The sequence below is a fragment of the Pontibacter sp. HSC-36F09 genome, from assembly GCF_024171605.1.
Classification (GTDB): domain Bacteria; phylum Bacteroidota; class Bacteroidia; order Cytophagales; family Hymenobacteraceae; genus Pontibacter.
Window position 1 is genome coordinate 111,060 of record NZ_JALKAA010000006.1, and the last position, 19,751, is coordinate 130,810.

Here is a 19,751-nt window from a genome sequence, read left to right on the forward strand (position 1 = left end):
CAATCTACCAATCTCTTCAAAAGCATTGATTTGGATCAATGCTTTTTCTTGACCGGACGCAATGCATCGGGGCATGGCTCGGCCGTACCTTTGTATTGTTCAAAATCACCAATATGAAGACAAAGCAAACCATAGCGATTATAGGAGCTTCCGGAAACATGGGTTCTGCCATCTCCAGAAGTCTGTCGAAAGGCAACTACCGGCTGCTGCTTTGCGCCAATGACCTGAATAAATTGCAGGCTATTGCGGCGGATATTAAAAGCAGCAACCTAGGCGCCGATGTAGAAGCATCGGATTGCTCCAGGGATGCTTCCTGGGAAGCGGACATCATCATCGTGGCGGTCCCTTACTCGGCTGAGAAAGAAGTAGCCGATAGGATAAAGGAAGTTGCCAACCAAAAAATTGTCATCAGCATCGCCAATCCGCTTAACGATACTTACGATGGCTTGGTAACCGCGCCGGATACCAGCGCGGCGGAGGAACTGCAAAAGCTGCTGCCTAATTCCAAAGTGGTAAAAGCCTTTAACACCACCTTTGCAGCCGATTTCGCCACACCAGTGATCGATGGAAGGCAAGTGGACGCTTTTATAGCTGGCCATGACGAAGAAGCTCTGCGAACCGTGACAGAGTTAGTCGAAACGGCTGGTTTCCATCCGATCGTAGCCGGCGACCTGGCCGTGAGCGGAACGCTGGAGCGCATGCAGTTGCTGCTCATTCAGCTAAACATGAAGTACGACTACAACTGGCTGGCAGGCTGGAAAATCCTACACCATTAAACGAATCACACTTAACAATTATAAACACTATTTAAATCACAAATTTTATGAAAAGAGTATCCTTAATTTTATTCGCATTCCTGTCGCTGACGGCTTTCACAACCCTGAACACCGTTTGGACAAACGATGACGCGCACTCGCAGCTTGGCTTTACAGTGAAACACCTGGGCATTTCCGATATTTCGGGCCACTTCGATGACTTCGATGTAAAAATCACCGCCACTAAGCCGGATTTCAGTGACGCTGTTGTAGAAATGACCGCTAAAACAGCTTCTATTGACACGAGAGTAGACGACAGAGACACGCACCTGAAGAGCCCGGACTTTTTCAACGTAGAGAAGTACCCGACCATGAACTTTAAGAGCACCTCTGTAAAGAAAGCAGGCAAAGACAGCTACAAGCTAACCGGCAACCTGACCCTGAACGGCGTAACCAAGCCCGTTACCATGGACATGAAATACAACGGTACAGTAGAGAACGCCATGAACAAAAAGCAGACCGCTGGTTTCCAGGTAACAGGTACCATCAAGCGCTCAGACTTTAACTTAGGCAGCGGTTTCCCAGCCCCTATGATCAGCGACGAAGTGCGCATCAAGGCGGACGGCGAGTTTATCCAGTAATATACCATTAAGAATCAGCCATGAAAAAGCTATTAAACGTGTATCAGAGCGCCAACAGCATTGATGTGGCGCTTCTGATCACCCGGGTAGGCGTAGCAGCCCTGATGCTTGTGCACGGCTGGCCAAAACTGGAAATGCTTCTCTCAGGTGGCCCGGTTCAATTTCCGGCCGTCCTGGGTCTTAGCGCTACAACGTCGCTTGCCCTGGCAGTATTCTCCGAAGTGCTTTGCTCCCTGCTGATTCTGGTAGGGCTGGGCACCAGGCTGGCAGTCATCCCGTTGCTCATCACCATGCTGGTAGCGGTGTTTGTGGTACATGGGGCAGACCCTTTTGCCAAGCAGGAACTGGGTCTCCTATACCTGATGCCTTATACCGTGTTGCTACTGACAGGCAGCGGCAGGTACTCCCTGGATTATCTGCTCCAGCAAACGGTACTTAAACCATCTTACGCCAGATCGCTTTCTATACAGTAAGCTAAGTTTTAATAGGTGCTTCCGGGATGAAATTTCCTGGGAGCACCTTTAAATTAATCAGGGTGCCATGCAACGGAAACAGTTTATTAAAACACTTTTAACAGGAGTAGCAGGTATGACCACACTAACCGCATTCAATCGATTTACAGACAGCCTGGGTGAGCAGGAGCAGTTGATGCCGGTCCTCTTTATGGGCCACGGCTCTCCCATGAATGGTATTCAGGACAATGAATTCAGCCAGAAATGGGCACAACTGGCCAAAGATATGCCCACGCCCAAAGCAGTGCTGGTGATATCGGCCCACTGGCTGAGCAAAGGCACCCGCATCACAGCCATGGACTTCCCAAAGACCATCCACGATTTCGGTGGCTTTCCGCAGGAGTTGTTCGCAGTGCAGTACAAGGCACCGGGCAGTCCGGAACTGGCCAAGGAAACTGCTTCGATCATCACATCAACCGCAGTAGAAATGGACCACGACTGGGGCCTCGACCACGGCGCCTGGACCGTTATCCGACACATGTACCCGGAGGCCAATATACCTGTGCTGCAGCTCAGCATCGACTACACCAAAGGACCGCAGTACCATTACGACTTGTCCAAAGAGCTGGCCGCCCTGCGCAAAAAAGGTGTCCTGATCATGGGCAGCGGCAACATGGTGCACAACCTGCGCATGGTCGCCTGGGATAAAATAAACGAGCCGGAGTATGGCTTTGACTGGGCGGTGCAGATGAACACCACTTTCAAAGACCTTATCCGCAACGGGCAGCACGACAAGCTGATCAAGTACGAGCAACTGGGCCGCGAAGCCATGCTGGCTATACCTACACCGGAGCACTACTGGCCTTTGCTCTATACCCTGGGACTGAAAGGCAGCAAAGAGGATGTTTCCTTCTTCAATGACAAAGTGGTGGGCGGCTCCCTGACCATGACGTCGGTGATGATCGGGTGATAAAGTAAAGTACAGCCTTTTAACTTAGAACGACTAAACGATGTCACTTACAGAAACGATGAAGAACAACCTTGAAAACGACCTGGGACTACAGTATTTGGTACGGCCTGCCAGTAGTGCTTCCAACCACACCAAAGCAGTAATATTGTTGCATGGCGTCGGCAGCAATGAGCAGGATCTGTTCCAACTAGCTCCTCACTTTCCGGACGATTTCTCGGTGGTTTCACCGCGCGGTCCGGTTGTGCTGGGAGGAGGACGTTTTGCCTGGTATGAGGTGGATTTCTCTACGTGCAAGCCGGAGATAAATGCAGAGCAGGAAGCGAAAAGCAGACAGAACATTCTGCAGTTCATCCGTCAGGTGAAAGAAAAATATAACCTGGACGAGGTATACCTGGGCGGCTTCAGTCAGGGCGCTATCATGAGTTTCAGCATCGGGCTGACCCACCCGGAACTGGTAGCAGGTATACTGGCATTCAGTGGAAGAATACTGCAGGAAATCAGGCCCCTGGTACAATCCAAAACGGCTTTGCAGCAACTGAAAGTCTTTCTCTCGCACGGAACGCAGGATAGCACACTGCCCATACACTTTGCCCGTGAAGCAAGGGAGTATCTGCAGGAGGCAGGCGTACAACTAACGTACCACGAACAGGATATGGGGCACCAGATCAGTAGTGAGTCGATTATAAAAATTGAAAAGCTGGCTACAGGTATAGCCAGCTTTTCAATTTTGTGATTACGCCTGATTCTTTTCAACGCATTTGCAAAAACCTATCCTGCCTTCGGTGCCTGCTTCAAGGCATCTTCCACTGCAACGGAAAGTGGTGTGGTAGGTCGTCCGATCAGTTTGGAGAGTTGGCGGCTATCATCAAACAAATCACCCTTCGATACGGAAACATCCCAACCGGCGATTGCCTTCGCCATTTCTTCAGGTATACCGAAGCTGGCAAGCGCGGCCGCATACTCCACCTCGGGCAGATTTTTGTAAGGAATTTCACGGCCTGTCTGGCGGGATAGCTCCGCAGCGAACTCGCTGAGGGTGAAAGCTTCGTCACCGGCCAGTTCGTATACCTTGCCATCATGTCCTTCGCTGGTCAGAACGGCAACTGCTGCCTCGGCATAATCTTCGCGCGTGGCTCCAGAAATCCGACCCTCTCCTGCGCTGCCAATAAAAGCCCCACCGGCCAGAGCACCCGGAATAGAACCGGTATAGTTTTCGGTATACCAGCCGTTGCGCAGGTTGGTATGAGGAATACCGGAAGCCTTCAGGGCCTGTTCTGTTGCACGGTGTTCTGTTGCCAGACTAACGGATGTGTTGTCGGCATGCAGCAAGCTCGTATACACGATACGCTGTACGCCATTTTGCTTGGCTGCATCGATGATGTGCTGGTGTTGCTTGGCACGCTTCCCCACTTCGCTTCCTGAAATCAACAGCAGGGTATCTATACCATCCAGGGCACGCTGGAGTGTCTCAGGCTTGTCATAATCAGCTTCACGGGCCTCTATACCCAAGTCTGCTGCCTTTTGAGGGGAGCGTACGAGCGCAACCAGGTCACCGGTGGCTGCTTTTTCTTTCATTTTAGCTACGATAAGGCGTCCGAGGTGCCCGGTAGCTCCGGTAATTCCTATTTTCATTCTACTTGTTGTTTAGGTTTGACTATTAGTTTGTACGCTGAATCCGTGTAATCAGGAAGAACTCCCGCTATAATTATTCAGTGTTTAAGGGTATAGCTTAGGATTATACATACCCTAAAATGGTTAAGGGAGTTCTGGTTGATGCGTACTGCGTATACGCTGATGGTATTGCGCCTGACATGGCGCTCAAATTGAGGAGAGAGCATTAACCAAAAGATCAGTTTATTCTACTGCGGTACCATCACAATCCTCACCAGGCTAGGTGCAGGTATACCTCGTTGCTATCTTCTTAATGGTATCCGGTTGGCTGCTCTGGCGTATATAGTGCTTTGCTCCTCAGCCGCAACCAAATGCGGTAGAGGGAAACGCTGTTTAGAAACGTCGCTGGTAGTGGCGTAATACCAATGCATTAAACATACATGGAGCTACTGCAAATTAACCTGTCCGAACTCTTCCGCATAGAAACCCCTATACTGGAGCTTGTACTGCGGACCACGGTTTTATACCTGGGCATATTGTTCCTGCTGCGCATCGTGCCACGCAGAACCGGCGGCGAACTGGCGACCATGGACCTGCTCTTTGTTGTGCTTATTGCAGAAGCTACAACGCACTCACTCGGGGGCTACAAGTCCATTACGGAAGGCTTTATTGTTATCCTGACACTGATGGTGCTGAACTATGCTATCAACTTCCTGAGCTATTATTCTCCATTTATAGAGAAACTCGTATCCTCCCCGGCACTGCTCGTGGTGAAGGACGGCAAACTGCTGCGCCGAAACATGCGACGCGAGTTTCTGACAGAAGAGGAATTGATGGAACATCTTCGCAGAGAAGGTATAGAAAATGTAAAGGATGTCAAGTCCGCTCATGTGGAGGCAGACGGGCACATCAGCTTTATCAGTAAAAATGGGGACCGCTGAAGTGCGTCACCTTTCTCTCTCCATCGCCTGCTCCTCCCAAAAAAAAACGGCACGCCACTCATTCAGGGTCAAACTTCTGGAGGCACTTAGCCAACTTGCTTCAGCCATCCTGAAACTTCCTTTCTGAGTTCAGGATTGAAATGAGGCAGGAACAAAGCCACCGTGACGGCCACATAATGTTCAATGCGCTCTTCCTGGCTGAGATGACTGTACTGCGGCAGCCGCGCATACCGTACCCAACTGTCTGACAGGATGAACACCTGCTCGAACAACAGCGGGAACAAGTGGTCATCCACTGTTTCCTCAAATACACCCTCTCGCCTGTATTGCTCAAAAAGCGCCAAAAACATGCGCCGACGGTTTTGCATGAGTTGCTCGTAGGCCGTGTATACTTTGGGGAATGTCTCGAGTATGGACGAAGATTCAGCAAAGAAGAAAACGTACCGGTACATGACCCTGTAAATGCCGGTGAGCGGCGCCACCAAAGTCTGTACGTTTACAGCGCTGTAACCCGTACCTGCGGCGAATGAACTTATCTCCTGTTCCATCTCTGAGAAAGTGGCTAGCACAAGCTCTTCCTTGGTCTTGAAGTAGTAGCGCAGGTGGCCGTCGCTGATCGCCAACTCCCGGGCAATAGCACGAAGCGTGGTCTTGCTGATGCCCTTGCGGTTAAAGACCTTCACCGCCTGATTGATAATCCTTTCTTTCATGTTAGCTCTTCGGAGCTAAATTAGTAAAAAATTATTACCTTTGCATTAGCTCACTTGAGCGAGTGCAATTTCAATAACACTTCGCATTTCAATATCAGTGGATGTGGAATGCTGCTTACCTGAAAACCTATGAGCGCGAGCAGAAAATGTCCCAACTGCGGTCAGTGGTCCCGCTGGACTCAAAACCCTGCTGACCGTTGCGAGCACTGTCACAGTGTGCTTGACCCTGTCGCTGTTTACCGTGAGCAGGCCCGGCAAGAGCGCCGTGAAAAGGAAGATAAGCGCCTTTCCATAGAATTCATCCAGATCAACCCGGATGATCCTGGCTATATCAAATTCTTTAAACGGATAGGCCTCGGATTTCAGATCGCCTTTGTGTCCATTATTTCGTTCTTTCTGTGGCTGATCGCCTTGCTGGCCGGCTGAGTTGGCATACCCTCCGTCCACTGTTCTGGGTGATACTTGCCGTATACCTGGGGCATCTGGTGTGGCGCTGGCTCGGGTTGCCGAGAACCTGGTGGGTGCAGCATTACCTGGATGATCTGCTTTGCCTGCCGCTGGTGCTCACCGCCACGTTGTTTATACTTCGTTTCTTTTATGGCCCACAGTTGCGCTTTTCCTGGTACCAGGTGGCTTTCACGGTAATCTACTTCTCGCTGGCTTTCGAGGTGTTCTTCCCCAAGTTCATGCCCCGCTATACCTCTGACTGGGTAGATGCTGTACTATACGCAGCAGGTGGCATTATTTTTTACCGGTTTCTGAATAAGTAAGAAAGGTGCTACGGCATTACTTTCTGAGTTGGAACAGGAAACCTATACCTGCACCGTCTCAGCAGCGCTTGCTTCCTTCACCCGCAGCTGTTCATACTTCCTGCCAAAATAGACCATCGAAAAAGCCGTCAGCAGAACACCGATGGCGGAGAGACCGATCACACTGTTGGAAAAGAAGGTGACCCAGTTCAGCTGTACCTGGAAGATCTCTTTGCTGAACAAGACCCCCACACTGCCCACGTAGCCAAACGAATCGGCCAGGTAGATCAGGAAGCCCACATTACCGGTATATTTGAAGGTAGAGATCAGCCGGTCGAAGAAGACGGCGTTGAAGGGAATGTACACCATGTATAAACCGAGGCCAACCAGCGTCATCCACCAAACCGGGTCCATGGACTGAGCGGCAAAAAGCGCAGTTGAAATGCCTGCGATCGTAAAGCCTAGCAGGATAAAGACGTGCGCCGTCTGCAGCGCCCTGTAATTGTTTTTGATGAGCACCATGCTGCCGATCAACACCAGGATGATGAGGGTGATCGGAGTTTCTGTTTTCGAGAAGATAGCAGGCTGGTCAAAGTAGCCTAGTTCCTTCCACATTTCGGCTCCAAAGTTATCGCGTATGTCCCGGAAGATGGTCGCAAAGCAGTAGATGAGCACGCAAACCACGATGCCAGCCAAGAACTCCTTTACAAAACCTTTCCGGTCTTCTTCGGTCATGGGCGCGCGTTCTGTCCGCAGCTGAATGTCCTCTTCGCTGGGTGGCGGAATTTTCTCCATCAGGAAAACAAAGAGCAAAAGCGGCAAGGCAAAGACCAGACCGGTGTAGAACGGCACCCAAAACTCGGTTATACCAAACTCCACCATCAGCCAGGCACCCACGGATTTAACGAACCCGGAGGCGAAGATGAAGCTCACCGCCAGCGTGGCCCCGATGAAATCGGTGCTTCGCCTTCCCTCTACATAGGAGAAAACGACTCCCCAGAGCATACCGAGCGGGAACCCGTTGACGAACAGAAAAGCGATGTTGTAAGGTGGTGGCACCAGGGCGAAAAACAGCCAGCTGAGCCAGGCTATACCTGTCAGGAGCAGGATGACGCCTCCCCTGCCCGTCCGTTTGAGCTCTGAGATGTACTTGATGCCGTAGAATTTGGCCAGCAGGTAACCCAGCACCTGGCTGATGACCAGGATCGTTTTGTAGCTATACCCGGCAATTTCAATTCCATCGAAAGTGGCCACCGTAAAAGACTTCCGGAAGCCAAAGATCATGGTATAGGCAAAGAACACCACCACCGCAGCGTATAGCCCCACTTTGAGCTGGCTGCTATTTTTGTTTATCATCGTTGCCATACCTTGTAGATCGTTTCCTGCATAGTGATTTTACTTTTCGCATTGGGAATGTAGTAATTAGCGATGGATTTACTAAATGGGCGGCCAGAAATGTTTTCATTTTCTTATGACGAAACACTCCACCAGCGTTAGTTCCGCTCGATTCCACACCCTGGTTCCACGTATAGCAGAACCACAGGTATACAACAGTATGTAGGGCTTAATCCCCTCCCTCTCCAAAAGAATTAAAATTTAATGTCCTTAAAACTCCGTAGATTGGGGTTGCAGCATATACTTGAGGAGTTTCTGAATTAATATCAGGAAACAAACGTACTAGGTATATACTACCAGAACCTGTTTTACATCTTCGTGTAAAAACCTGATCTCATTGCTCATCACTCGCTCCAGGTTCTCAGCATTTTCCCAGCAGAAACGCCGTACCATACTCCCGGATTTGAGTATGCACCTAACCACAGTAAATGAAGTTATACATTAAGTACATGGTCAGCAGCCGCTGCAAAGCGCTGGTGCAGGAAGAGCTGATAAATCTCGGGTTACGATCAGAATATGTGGTGGTTGACCTTGGCATCGTTGAAATCCACAAAGACATCACCGACATTCAGCTGAACCAACTGAAAGAGAACCTGAGCAAGGCCGGACTGGAGTTGCTCGACGACAGCAAAAGCAAACTGATCGAAAAGATCAAGACGCTGATCACCGATATGATCCACGCGTCGGAGGAGCAACCGAAAGTGAATTATTCGGTTTACATCAGCGAAAAACTGGGTTACAACTATAACTACCTGGCCAACATTTTCTCAGAGGTCAAGGGCATCACCATTCAGCAATTCATCATCATCCATAAAATAGAAAAAGCGAAAGAACTGCTGTTTTATGATGAGCTCTCCCTGACCGAGATCGCCCATCGCCTGCATTACAGCAGTGTGGCCCACCTGTCCGCCCAGTTTAAGAAGGTGACAGGCCTCTCACCTACGTTTTACAAGAAAATAAAAGACAAGCGGGAAGGTGTGCTCGAAAACCTGTAACATTTGATACATACTTGAACAAGTATGTAAAGTATTCCCTGCTATTACACTCACCTTTGTACATCCCTATACCTGCCGAATCAGACTGCAGGGTGACTGCACGCATGTTTGATTTTCCCTGGCCAGTATCCTAACATAAGGTGTTGTAATGCCGGGCAGGAGTAAACGCACAGGGGACAAGGATCGCATTTTATAAAGCATTTTTAAAACTACCTGTCATGGTAACACCTCGACCTGTGAGTTCAGCACCATACCTCCACTTCCCAAACCGCTTACGTTTGCCTATGAACCTTCAAAAACTAGAAACCGGAAACGCATCCTTCGATCATATATCCCACGGCGGATTGCCCATAGGCCGCACTACACTTGTGGCGGGGAGCTCTGGTAGCGCTAAAACATTGTTTGGGGCACAATTCCTGGCACTGGGCATTCAGTTGTTCGACCAGCCGGGTGTTTTTGTCACCTTTGAAGAGCAGGTAGACGACATCCGCAAACACCTGAGGAGCTTTCACTGGGATATTGACACCTGGGAAAAGGAAGGAAAGTGGATATTTGTGGATGCCGCCCCGAAAGAAGAGATCATTATTGCTGTCGGGGACTTTGACCTGAGCGCCTTCAGAATAAGGCTGGAAAGAGCCGTGATGAAGTGCAATGCACAACGCGTAGTCATTGACTCCATTGGCAGCATCTTCACGCAGTTCCACGAAGAAACACACACCATCCGACGGGAGCTGATACAGGTAGCGCTTACCTTGTCGCGCTTAAACGCCACGTCCATCATCACGGCGGAGCGCCTGGAGGAGTATGGGAATATCACGCGGTTTGGGGTAGAGGAATTCCTGACGGACAATGTGGTGATACTCCGCAATGTGCTGCACAACGAGAAGCGCAGGAGAACCATCGAAATACTGAAATTCAGGGGCAGCGATCATGAAAAAGGAGAAAACCCCTTTACCATAAACGCGGAGAAGGCGATCGTCATCATCCCCTTGTCGGCCATGATCCTGAAGCACACCTCTTCTATTGAACGGGTTACTTCCGGTATACCTGCACTGGACGAAATGATAGACGGCGGGTTTTACAAAGGCTCCATCAACCTCGTTTCCGGGGCCATAGGAGCCGGCAAAACCTTGCTGGTGGCAAACTTTATAAACGGTATCCGGGAGAAAAAAGAGCGCTGCCTGCTCATGGCTTTTGAAGAGAGCAGCGCACAGCTATACCGCAACGCCACTGGATGGGGAATTGATTTCAAGCAACTGGAAGACGAAGGACTGCTGAAAGTGATCTGTGTGTATCCTGAGATTTCCTCTCTGGAAGACCATTTCATCAACATCCAGGAAATTGTAAAAACCTTCAAGCCCGACAGAATCGCGATCGACAGCTTATCGGCATTATCGCGCGCATCATCCGACAAAGGTTTCCGGGAGTTTATCATCGCCTTCACGGCATACCTGAAGCACCAGGAAATTACAGGCCTGTTCACGTCTAACACGCCCTTGCTGGCTGGTGGCACATCCGACACAGAAGGAAATATCTCTCCTATCACGGACACCATCATCCTGCTGCGCTATGTCGAGATGTCGGGTGAGATGCAACGAAGCATCGCCGTGCTGAAGATGCGCGGATCCAAACACGATTCTGCTATCCGCAAGTTTACGATCTCGGACAAGGGCGCAAACATAGGCAAGCACTTCGAGGGCATCAGTGGTATCCTGACGGGTAACCCCATGCTGATCAAGCTAGAGTAATTTTGACGACAGTACACCCATAGTAGCCGGTTACTTCCGGAGCTTTTAGCCAAGAAAAACAAATGAGCATGCATGTATTTCAGCTCTTTATTAACGGACACAGCCTAAACTCCATCGAGGCTGTGGACACGCTTCTTAAAATTTGCAGGGAAAACTTAAATGGTAATTATCAGCTCGAAATAGTCGATATCCAGAAAGATCCTGATAAGGCGGAAGAGGCGGGCATCATTGCTATACCTACCCTCATCAGAATGGAGCCAGCACCGGTCAACCGCATCATAGGAGCTTTAAATGTCAGGAGTCGCGTGTTAGCCGGATTGGGTATTTCGAGCATGCACAAATAAAATAAGGACGGATGGACAGTGTTCAGATCCATCCGGAAAGTGCATTGCTTTTGCTCTTCAGGAAGACCTTTATTTTGCCTTCATTCATTTCACCTACTCTGTATCCCTCTACCATGACGCTGATTTATTTGCGAAGAAGTTCGATCAAGTCAAGGTTTTGTAATTTGTTTATCGTACATTGTAAGAAATAATGAACGTATATGCCTGCAGATATGTAGTAGGTATATAATAACAAACACAAGAATGAATAAAGGAACAGTAAAATTCTTTAATGACTCGAAAGGGTTCGGTTTTATTAAAGAAACAAATTCAGATCAGGAATACTTTGTACACGTTTCTGGCCTTACTGACGAGATCAGAGAGAGTGATGAAGTGACTTTTGACCTGCAAGAAGGACGAAAAGGATTAAACGCGGTTAACGTAAAGCGCGCTTAGTTCTAAGCCATATTCAAAGGAAAGCCTTGCCTCCGGCAAGGCTTTTTTATTGCTGCTGTAGTTACTTTTCAGCGCTCACAGCTTTTGTATACCTATAAACTTTAAATACGCGAAAGATGAACAGAAAGTACCTGGTTGATACCGAAACAAATGAATATCTGTGCGTTGCTCTGAAAAAGGGAATGGAGTGGATTCCTAACAATCAGGACTCTCTTCCTGACTTTATGAGCACGCGCACGCCTGAAACAGAAAGCGGTTCCGTGCTACTTTCAGGAGAATTCAATGACAATGCCTTTTTTGAAAAGTGGATTCGCAACGGCACCAACGTATTGTTCAAGTATTAACGGCGGCTCGGTAACAAAAGCAGCATCCTAACAACAACTAGGGCTCCCTCTATCAAAGCTTTAGTCACTTCCTATTGAAGATTAGTTCAGGACAAAAAGAGAGACAGAAAATAGCCACACTAAAAGCGAAGCCCGCTTGCATGGCCTCATCCCAATATCTCTCTCCCTTAAGGGAAAATCAACCTGGACTAAAGCCTTCCCCAACAACCTCACAATTGTGCTGAACGGGTGGATATAAATTTGTAATTTTGATAAGCAAATTTAAATCAAACACCAGAAAAAGCACTTCTTTGAATACTCCTGAAAGAAATCAGATCAAAGCCATTGCGCTTTACCAGATCCTTGGCGGCATCTTAGGTATAGCCCTTACCGTTTGGGTCATGTTTAGCGGCGAAATGGTCGTAGACCAGACGGCCCTGCGTATCGGCCTGTTCGCCGGCGGACTTTATATCTTCTCCATTCTTTGCGGTCGCATGCTTTTCCGTAACCCCAGACGCGGCCTGGTGCTCTCTATCATCAACCAGTTGCTGCAGGTCGTGTACTTCTCATTCGGCGCCTACGGCTTTCAGTATGTGGCAGGCCTGCGCATCGGGGTGGGCGTGGACATGGTGGAAGGCTGGATCTTCAAATTCAGGCTGGCCCTCTCCTCTTTTCACTTCAGCTTCGGCACCGACCTCGGCCAAAAATTCATCGGTATCAACCTTATTGCCCTATTTCTGATCTTCTGGATAGAGCGGCTGATGGAGAAGGTAAAGCAGTAGAACTTATACCTTCACCAGGTATAGGTATAGTTATAGTTATGCAGTATTAAAATTATAGAATGGTAAAAACAGGTATACCAGCTAATACTTATTCTCTAATTCTCAAAGTAGTAGTTCTATCTCTGCTGCTTGGGTATGTTATAGAAAACACTCTTTTGGCGATTGGCTTAGGAATCCTGTCAGGGCTTATGCTGCATGTTTGGGTTAGTTACTATGATTGCGTGGTACATCTGGAAAACGGAGTAGCTAAGTTCTACTTCCTGAGACCACTCTCCTTCAAAGAAGAGCATGACTTAAAGCATCTGGACAAGGTGGAAATAATCAGGGAAGATAAGGATAAAACCCAAAGAGAAATCTGGTGGCAGGCTTATATGCTCTTCCAGTTCAGCTATGATAAGATGATTCTCTATAGAGGTAAGACAGTTCACGAAGTCAGATTCAGGACCAATGAGAGCGACTTGCCTAAACTGGAAGCAGCAGTAAGAGAAATATCTGAAAGAAAAGAAGGTGTAACTAAGAATAACCCTGCATAATCAAGTTCAGCCTTAACCCTCGCTACGCTTCGGGCTTCGGCTGCACCAATCCGGTATAGCATATACCACACAGCCTAAAGTATAAACGCAAAGCCCCGGTTGTATGGCCGGGGCTTTGCGTTTATACCAGGATATTAAATCCTGTATTTAGTGCCTGTATAAACGATCAACTCACATAAGAAGATTCCTTTGCTAGTGCGGGCTTGCAGCTCGTACTGTTACTCTTGCTGAAGGTATAGCTGCTTGGAAAGGTGTAGGCATGAGCTGCAAGCTCGCGCCAGCTGTGTCCTCTGTACCAAGATCTTTTCGGGATGACAAATAACAGGATGGAGAGGGCCTAACGCTAAGCCGTTAGAGGCAAAGGTATAGGTATAGCTCAATCCTACTGTCTGAAGTACAGGCAAAAAGCCCCGGCCAAGCAGTCGGGGCTTTTTAATTATTCCTAAATCAAAGACTCAATTTCTTAGATCTTGTGCCTACACAAACTATCGATTCACATAAGCAGGATCACCACCATCTTCATCCGGAAAGTCTCCGCCTTTGGCGCGCAGTTCGGCCAGGCCTTTTTTACCGTAGGCTAATCGGGTGATCACCACGTACAGTACCGGCACCACGAAGATCGCCAGGAAGGTAGCAGCTAGCATACCGCCAATAACTACCCAACCAATGGTTTGACGCGAAACGGCACCTGCACCGGTAGACAAAGCCAGCGGAACCACACCCAGAATAAAGGCGAGCGAGGTCATGATGATCGGCCGCAGACGCAGCTTCACAGCTTCGATCGTCGCTTCGATCAGTTCCATACCCCGGTCAACCCGTTCCTTGGCAAATTCCACGATCAGAATGGCGTTTTTGGCTGCCAGACCAATCAGCGTGATCATACCCACCTGCGCATACACGTTGTTGTCCAGCTTAGGCAGTAGTGTTAGGGCAAGTATAGCCCCGAACATACCCAGCGGAATGGCAAACAGGATGGAAAATGGAACTGACCAACTCTCGTACAAGGCAGCCAGCAATAGCAACACCAGGATGATCGAAAGAGAGAAAATGTAGATCGTACTGCCGCCTGCTGCAATCTCCTCACGGCTCAGGCCGGAGAATTCGTAGCCATAGCCTGCAGGTAATACCTGCTCTGCCACTTCCTCCAGGGCCTGAATCGCCTGACCCGAGCTATAGCCCGGCGCTGCACTACCATTTATATCCACGGAGCGGAACAGGTTAAAGTGCGAAATCACAGGGGCATTCTCCACCACACGGGTAGTTACAAGAGCACTCAGCGGAACAGATTCCCCCTGTCGGTTCATCACATAGAACTGCTTCAGGCTTTCGATGTCCATACGGTAGGCGGTATCGGCCTGCGCCACCACCCTGAAGTTACGGCCGTAGCGCGTGAAGTCGTTTACGTAGCGGCTGCCCATGTACGTGGACATGGTGGCGTACACATCGGAAATGCTCACGCCCAGGCGCTTGGCCTTCTCGCGGTCCACATCGACGTGGTAACCCGGCGTTTTGGCTGTAAAGAAGCTATAGGCCATGGCAATTTCAGGACGCTGGTTGGCTGCCCCAAGGAACTGCCCCATTACCTGCTCCAACTCTTTCACATCGCCGGCCTTGCGTTGCTGCAACACAAACGTAAAACCACCCGAAGCGCCCAGACCAGGTATAGCCGGCGGCGCCACCACCAGAATATTGGCTTCTTTTATACCTGACAGCTTTTGCTGCAGCTCAGCCATGACGCCCTCCAGGTGCTCCGATTCATCCTGTCGTTCATCCCAGGGCTGCAATTGCACAAAGAAAGTACCACTGTTCGATTTGAACGAGAAGTTGATTGCGTTGAGGCCGGCAATCGAGGTAGAGTTGCGGATAGCCGGAATAGTGGCCATCTGTTCGGCTACCTGATTCAGAACAGCGGATGTACGGCTGGTGGAGGCTCCTTCAGGCAATTCCACCGACACGAACATGCGGCCCTCGTCTTCAGTAGGTATAAAGCCTGTCGGTTTGTTTACAAATAGTCCAAAAGTGCCTACATAGAGGCAAACCAGCAGAATGAGCACCAGCGGTGTCGCTTTAATGCTTCTGCGCACCCCTCCAGAGTAGGATTCTGTTGTGCGGGCAAACCAATTGTTGAAACGGTAGAAGAACTTGTTGATGCCGCGTGAATCCTTATCCACGTTCATTGGCTTCAGCATGAGTGCGCAAAGTGCCGGCGTCAGGGTGAGCGCCACAAACGCCGAGATCAGTACCGAAATAGCGATCGTGATGGCAAACTGCTGATACAGGCGACCCACTATACCTGGTATAAAGCCCACCGGTATAAACACGGCTGCCAGTATGAGCGCAATGGCGATTACGGGTGCCGTAATCTCTTTCATGGCCTTGCGGGTAGCCTCTTTCGCAGAAAGCCCCTCATGGTCGATGTTATGCTGCACCGCTTCCACCACCACAATAGCATCGTCCACCACAATACCAATCGAGAGCACGAAGCCGAAAAGCGTCAGTGTGTTGATCGTAAAGTCGAGCGGAATGAAGAAGATGAAAGTACCGATGATAGACACAGGTATAGCCAGGATCGGAATGAGCGTAGCCCGCCAACTCTGCAGGAACAGAAACACCACAATGATCACCAGTATGAGCGCTTCAATCAGCGTCAGCACCACTTCATTGATCGACACCTGCACCACTGATACGGTCTCAAACGAAACGATGTAGTCCACATCCGCCGGGAAAGTCTCTTTCAGGTCATCCAGTGCGGCGTAGATTCCCTCGGCAGTATCCAGGGCGTTACTGCCCGGCGCCTGGTAGATCAGCATCATCGTGGCCGGGTTGCCGTTGATCTTGGCTTCACGGCCATAATCAAAGCGGCCGAATTCAATCCGCGCTACATCGCGCATGTACACAATCGAACCATCGGCAGGGTTGGTGCGCACAATAATGTTACCGAACTCTTCCTGGGTCTGCAAACGGCCAGTTACCGTGATCGGGTACTGAAATGCCTGCGAACTGTACTGTGGTGAGTTACCTACCGAGCCAGCGGCCACCTGCAAGTTTTGTTCCTGGATAGCTGCCGTCACTTCGCTGGCCCCGATGTTGTACTGCGCCAGTTTATCCGGCTGCAGCCAGATACGCATACTAAAGTCCTGGCCAATCGAGAAGATATCGCCCACACCATTCACACGCATCAAGGCATCCTTGATGAAGATGTTGGTGTAGTTGTCGAGGAACTGGATGTCGTGGGTGCGCTTCGGCGAATAGATACCGATCACCATCATGATACTCGGGTTACGCTTACGCACGGTCACGCCCAGTCGGCGTACTTCTTCCGGCAGGGTCGGCTCTGCAATACTGGCGCGGTTCTGTACATCCAGCGTGGCAATATCAATGTCGGTTCCAATCTCGAACGTCACCGACATGTTCATCTGGCCGGTACCGGTACTCGTGGACGAGATATAGGCCATGCCCGGTGAACCGTTGATCTGTGTTTCGATCGGTGTGGCAACCGCCTGTTCTACCGTTAGCGCATCCGAACCCGTGTAGTTAGCCGAAACAGAAACCGAGGGCGGCGAAATATCCGGGTACTGCGTTACGGGCAAATTTAACATAGCCAGCACACCCACCAGTACGATCACAATCGAGATCACCATGGCGGTAACGGGCCTTCTTATAAATACGTCTGAAATCATAATGTCTGATTATTCCTCTGAAAGACCTGTTTCCAATTATTTTGCGGCTCCTGTCTGTGGCTTGCTCTGTTCAGGTCCACCCAACTGTACTTTGGCTCCCTGGCGCAGGCGCTGTATACCTTCGGTCACGATCTGCTGTCCTTCTTTCAAGCCCTCGCGCACTACTACGTCACCATCCACACGGGTACCCAACTGCACGTTCTGCTGCACCACCGAGTCGCCCTGCACCACATACACGTAGTACTCGCCCAACTGCTCCGACACCGACTTGAGTGGGATTACGACCTGCTCACCCAGGTCCTGGTTCAGGACGTTCAGGCTCACGGTCATACCTGGTACAAGCCTTTCGTCCGGGTTCGGAAACTGCACGCGCACCGTCGTGGTGCCTGAGCGGCGGCCAATGGCCCTGTCGATGGCGACTAGTTTGCCGCTGTGCTTGTACTGCTCGCCGTTGTTAAAGCGAATAGTGAAAAGTGAGTCAGGCTGTTTGCCCTGCTGCAAGTTAGTGAAGCGGCCGAGCTCGCTTTCGTTGATCACAATGTCAACCGCGATCGGGTCTGATGAAGAAATGGTGTTCAGCAAAGGCTGTCCGGGGGATACCTGTGCCCCTACCCTTACCTGCGAGATGCCAATGGTTCCGCTGAAGGGCGCATTGATCACCGAGTAGCTCAGGTCGGTGGACGCGCTGCTTACCTGTGCCTGCGCGGCCGCCACCTGGGCGCGGGCGGTCTGCACTTCGGTGCGGGCGTAGTCTACCTGCTGTTTGGCAATGGCGTCGCGCTCGGCCAGGCGCTCGTAGCGCTCCAGGTCCTTTTCGGCGCGGGCCAGGTTAGCCTTGGCGCTCTGCAGGCTAGCCCGTGCCTGCTGTATACCTGCCTGGTATTTGTTCTGGTCTATTTCGTAGAGCTTCTGCCCTTTTTTGACGCGTTGCCCGTCCTGTACAAAGATGTTGGTGATATAGCCCGATACCTGCGGACGTAACTCGACTTCCTGCAGCGGCACGACCGTAGCCGGGTAGGTATCGCGGCCTGTCACGCTTTGCTGTTTAACCTGAATCGTATTGACCGGAACGGCCATGGCCATTGGGTTCATCTGCTGCTGTCCGGCATCGTCACCGCCACAAGACACAAGCATAGTTGGGCTGATGATGGCTGCAAACAGCCAGGTGTACTTATTCTTCATTGTCCTGATTCTCTGATTTTTATCGGTTGATGTCTATGTTTCCCAGGGCTCGCTGCAGGTCTAGTTTGCTGGAGAGCACACTGTAAAGGGCATTGTAGTAGTTGAGTTGGGTAGTGCGCAGTTCCGTCTCGGCCACGATCAGGTCCACGTAGGCCTTCACGCCCTCGTCGTACTGCAGCTTGATGATCTCATACACTTCTTCGGCCATCACCAGGTTCTGCTGCACCGTGCGCCACTCTGTGTAATCACCTTTGTAGTTGGCCAGTGCCGTCTGGTACTCGGTGTTGATGGCTCTGCGCGTATCCTCGATCTGCACATCCAGGCGGTCTTCCTGCAGCTGCGCGATCTTCAGGTTCTGCAGCCTTCTGGTGCCCTGAAAGATCGGAAGAGACGCCTGTATACCTACTGACGAGTTCGGGAAGTGCTGGTTATACAGGTTGGCGAAGTCATTGTTGAAGTAGAGGAGGTTGTAATTGGCAAAAGCGGAAACAGTTGGCAGGAAGCTCCAGCGGTTGTAGGCCGTGTTCAGCTTCAGCAGGTCGCGCTGCGTCTGCAGTTGCTGCAGTTCTATTCTTCTGTCAAAGGCGATCAGCTCGGTAGTGTCTACCTGTACCTCCTGCTCCATTCGGCCGTAATTGTAGGTCAGGTTCAGTTCCTGCTCCACAGGGTAACCCATCAGCTGCTTCAGGTAGGCCAGGCTGGCTTTAATGCTCTCCTGAACCCGCTTGCGGTCTGACCGGATGTTGGCCAGGGTGATGGCGGCACGCTGGTAGTCTGTCTTGTCCACAATGCCTACCTCGTAGCGACTGCGGGCATCGTTGTACTGTTTTTCCTGGCGCGAGATGTTCTGATCCAGGATGCGCAACTGCTCCTTGGTGAGCAACACGTTGTAATAGGCCTTGCTCACCTCCACTACCGTGTTGATGCGGGTATCGATCACTTGCTGGTCCAGTAGTAATTTTTGGGAGCGGGAAGCTTTGGAAGCCAGAAACAGGTTGTTGTCAAAAATGCTTTGGGTGGCCTGCAGCGCTATGTTGGAGTTGTATTTCTGCCCGAAGGTGATGATTTCCCCCCCGATTGGCTGCTGCTGCCGCTTGATGTTGTAAGTGCCCCCGAAATTGGCACTGATCTGCGGAAACCATCCCGACAGGCTGGCCCTGATCTCCCTTTCGCCGATCTGTTCGTCGATCAGCGCCTGCTCCATGGCCGCTGTGTTCTCCAGCGCGTAGTTCACAACCTGCTCCAGCGTCAGGCTATCTGCTGTGGCCACATTCTTGCTGTCCTGTGCGAACAGAGTGCCCGGCACCAGCAGGGAGGCAATCAGCAAATGTTTAAAATATAGCTTTAATTTCATGTATGCGTTTGGTGTTCAGCTTTTTAGATGAGTATTAAACGTGTAGATGTGGCAACCGATGGTAATTCTGCAGCTTTAGTTATTGTTTTCATGCTTCATTTTGGCAATTGAGTTTATTGTTTAAACATTAATAGAGTTACACTTTTTTGCC

Annotated in this window: 21 protein-coding genes; 15 read left to right on the forward strand and 6 right to left on the reverse strand. The window is 50.3% G+C overall.

All coding sequences use genetic code 11. From position 1 onward, the window contains the following. Positions 1–113 precede the first annotated feature (113 nt). The 5 genes from L1278_RS16500 to L1278_RS16520 all read left to right on the forward strand — a co-directional run bounded on the left by L1278_RS16500 (position 114) and on the right by L1278_RS16520 (position 3,551). Entirely contained in the window at positions 114–776 is a 663-nt protein-coding gene (locus L1278_RS16500) for an NADPH-dependent F420 reductase (protein ID WP_253406120.1), read from the forward strand. 47 nt (positions 777–823) lie between these two features. Further along, entirely contained in the window at positions 824–1,396 is a 573-nt protein-coding gene (locus tag L1278_RS16505; protein WP_253406121.1) for a YceI family protein, read from the forward strand. Positions 1,397–1,416: 20 nt separating this feature from the next. After that, on the forward strand, positions 1,417–1,869 hold the full coding sequence (locus tag L1278_RS16510) for a DoxX family protein (protein ID WP_253406122.1): 453 nt from the start codon (positions 1,417–1,419) through the stop codon (positions 1,867–1,869). A 115-nt stretch (positions 1,870–1,984) separates the two neighbouring features. Continuing rightward, positions 1,985–2,818: a 4,5-DOPA dioxygenase extradiol gene (ygiD, locus tag L1278_RS16515; RefSeq protein ID WP_253406123.1), complete on the forward strand. Its 834-nt coding sequence runs from the start codon at positions 1,985–1,987 to the stop codon at positions 2,816–2,818. A gap of 40 nt (positions 2,819–2,858) precedes the next feature. Beyond that, on the forward strand, positions 2,859–3,551 hold the full coding sequence (locus tag L1278_RS16520; RefSeq protein ID WP_253406124.1) for an alpha/beta hydrolase: 693 nt from the start codon (positions 2,859–2,861) through the stop codon (positions 3,549–3,551). 35 nt (positions 3,552–3,586) lie between these two features. Here L1278_RS16520 and L1278_RS16525 read toward each other — a convergent pair whose 3' ends face one another. Then, positions 3,587–4,450 carry an SDR family oxidoreductase gene (locus L1278_RS16525; protein WP_253406125.1) on the reverse strand — a complete coding sequence of 288 codons (864 nt, stop codon included), beginning with the start codon at positions 4,448–4,450 and terminating at the stop codon, positions 3,587–3,589. Between the two features lie 419 nt (positions 4,451–4,869). On the opposite strand from L1278_RS16525, the gene L1278_RS16530 reads away from it, so the two are divergent. Then, positions 4,870–5,370, forward strand: a complete 501-nt coding sequence (locus L1278_RS16530) for a DUF421 domain-containing protein (protein WP_253406126.1) — start codon at positions 4,870–4,872, stop codon at positions 5,368–5,370. 86 nt (positions 5,371–5,456) lie between these two features. Here L1278_RS16530 and L1278_RS16535 read toward each other — a convergent pair whose 3' ends face one another. Continuing rightward, complete coding sequence (locus L1278_RS16535) at positions 5,457–6,080, reverse strand: TetR/AcrR family transcriptional regulator (protein WP_253406127.1); 624 nt, start codon at positions 6,078–6,080, stop codon at positions 5,457–5,459. Between the two features lie 129 nt (positions 6,081–6,209). Here L1278_RS16535 and L1278_RS16540 point away from each other — a divergent pair, with 129 nt between their 5' ends. Both L1278_RS16540 and L1278_RS16545 read left to right on the forward strand, forming a co-directional pair. Further along, complete coding sequence (locus L1278_RS16540) at positions 6,210–6,506, forward strand: hypothetical protein (protein ID WP_253406128.1); 297 nt, start codon at positions 6,210–6,212, stop codon at positions 6,504–6,506. Then, a complete protein-coding gene (locus tag L1278_RS16545) occupies positions 6,479–6,850 on the forward strand; it encodes a hypothetical protein (RefSeq protein ID WP_253406129.1) in 372 nt (123 codons plus the stop codon). The genes L1278_RS16540 and L1278_RS16545 overlap by 28 nt, the downstream gene beginning before the upstream one ends. 42 nt (positions 6,851–6,892) lie before the next feature. On the opposite strand, the gene L1278_RS16550 is transcribed toward L1278_RS16545, so the two are convergent. Continuing rightward, on the reverse strand, positions 6,893–8,194 hold the full coding sequence (locus L1278_RS16550) for a DUF5690 family protein (RefSeq protein WP_253406130.1): 1,302 nt from the start codon (positions 8,192–8,194) through the stop codon (positions 6,893–6,895). Between the two features lie 458 nt (positions 8,195–8,652). Between L1278_RS16550 and L1278_RS16555 the strand changes: the two genes are divergently transcribed. The 7 genes from L1278_RS16555 to L1278_RS16585 all read left to right on the forward strand — a co-directional run bounded on the left by L1278_RS16555 (position 8,653) and on the right by L1278_RS16585 (position 13,384). Beyond that, positions 8,653–9,219 carry an AraC family transcriptional regulator gene (locus L1278_RS16555; protein WP_253406131.1) on the forward strand — a complete coding sequence of 189 codons (567 nt, stop codon included), beginning with the start codon at positions 8,653–8,655 and terminating at the stop codon, positions 9,217–9,219. Positions 9,220–9,503: 284 nt separating this feature from the next. Continuing rightward, the gene (kaiC, locus tag L1278_RS16560) at positions 9,504–10,967 is read left to right on the forward strand and encodes a circadian clock protein KaiC (RefSeq protein ID WP_253406132.1); all 1,464 of its coding nucleotides are present in this window, start codon (positions 9,504–9,506) and stop codon (positions 10,965–10,967) included. Between the two features lie 62 nt (positions 10,968–11,029). Then, positions 11,030–11,311 (forward strand): circadian clock KaiB family protein, encoded by a 282-nt coding sequence (locus tag L1278_RS16565; RefSeq protein ID WP_253406133.1) that lies wholly within the window; start codon positions 11,030–11,032, stop codon positions 11,309–11,311. Between the two features lie 243 nt (positions 11,312–11,554). Then, positions 11,555–11,746 carry a cold-shock protein gene (locus tag L1278_RS16570; protein WP_253406134.1) on the forward strand — a complete coding sequence of 64 codons (192 nt, stop codon included), beginning with the start codon at positions 11,555–11,557 and terminating at the stop codon, positions 11,744–11,746. A gap of 116 nt (positions 11,747–11,862) precedes the next feature. Further along, a complete protein-coding gene (locus L1278_RS16575) occupies positions 11,863–12,090 on the forward strand; it encodes a hypothetical protein (protein ID WP_253406135.1) in 228 nt (75 codons plus the stop codon). Positions 12,091–12,380: 290 nt separating this feature from the next. Further along, positions 12,381–12,851, forward strand: coding sequence for a hypothetical protein (locus L1278_RS16580; RefSeq protein WP_253406136.1), 471 nt, complete (start codon positions 12,381–12,383; stop codon positions 12,849–12,851). A gap of 59 nt (positions 12,852–12,910) precedes the next feature. Next, positions 12,911–13,384 (forward strand): hypothetical protein, encoded by a 474-nt coding sequence (locus L1278_RS16585; protein WP_253406137.1) that lies wholly within the window; start codon positions 12,911–12,913, stop codon positions 13,382–13,384. 485 nt (positions 13,385–13,869) lie between these two features. Here L1278_RS16585 and L1278_RS16590 read toward each other — a convergent pair whose 3' ends face one another. From L1278_RS16590 to L1278_RS16600, 3 genes are read right to left on the reverse strand one after another with little or no spacing between them, the layout of a single operon-like run. Next, positions 13,870–17,064, reverse strand: coding sequence for an efflux RND transporter permease subunit (locus L1278_RS16590; protein ID WP_253406138.1), 3,195 nt, complete (start codon positions 17,062–17,064; stop codon positions 13,870–13,872). Between the two features lie 36 nt (positions 17,065–17,100). Then, positions 17,101–18,246, reverse strand: coding sequence for an efflux RND transporter periplasmic adaptor subunit (locus tag L1278_RS16595; RefSeq protein ID WP_253406139.1), 1,146 nt, complete (start codon positions 18,244–18,246; stop codon positions 17,101–17,103). Between the two features lie 19 nt (positions 18,247–18,265). Beyond that, entirely contained in the window at positions 18,266–19,600 is a 1,335-nt protein-coding gene (locus L1278_RS16600) for a TolC family protein (RefSeq protein WP_253406140.1), read from the reverse strand. Between the last annotated feature and the right edge of the window lie 151 nt (positions 19,601–19,751).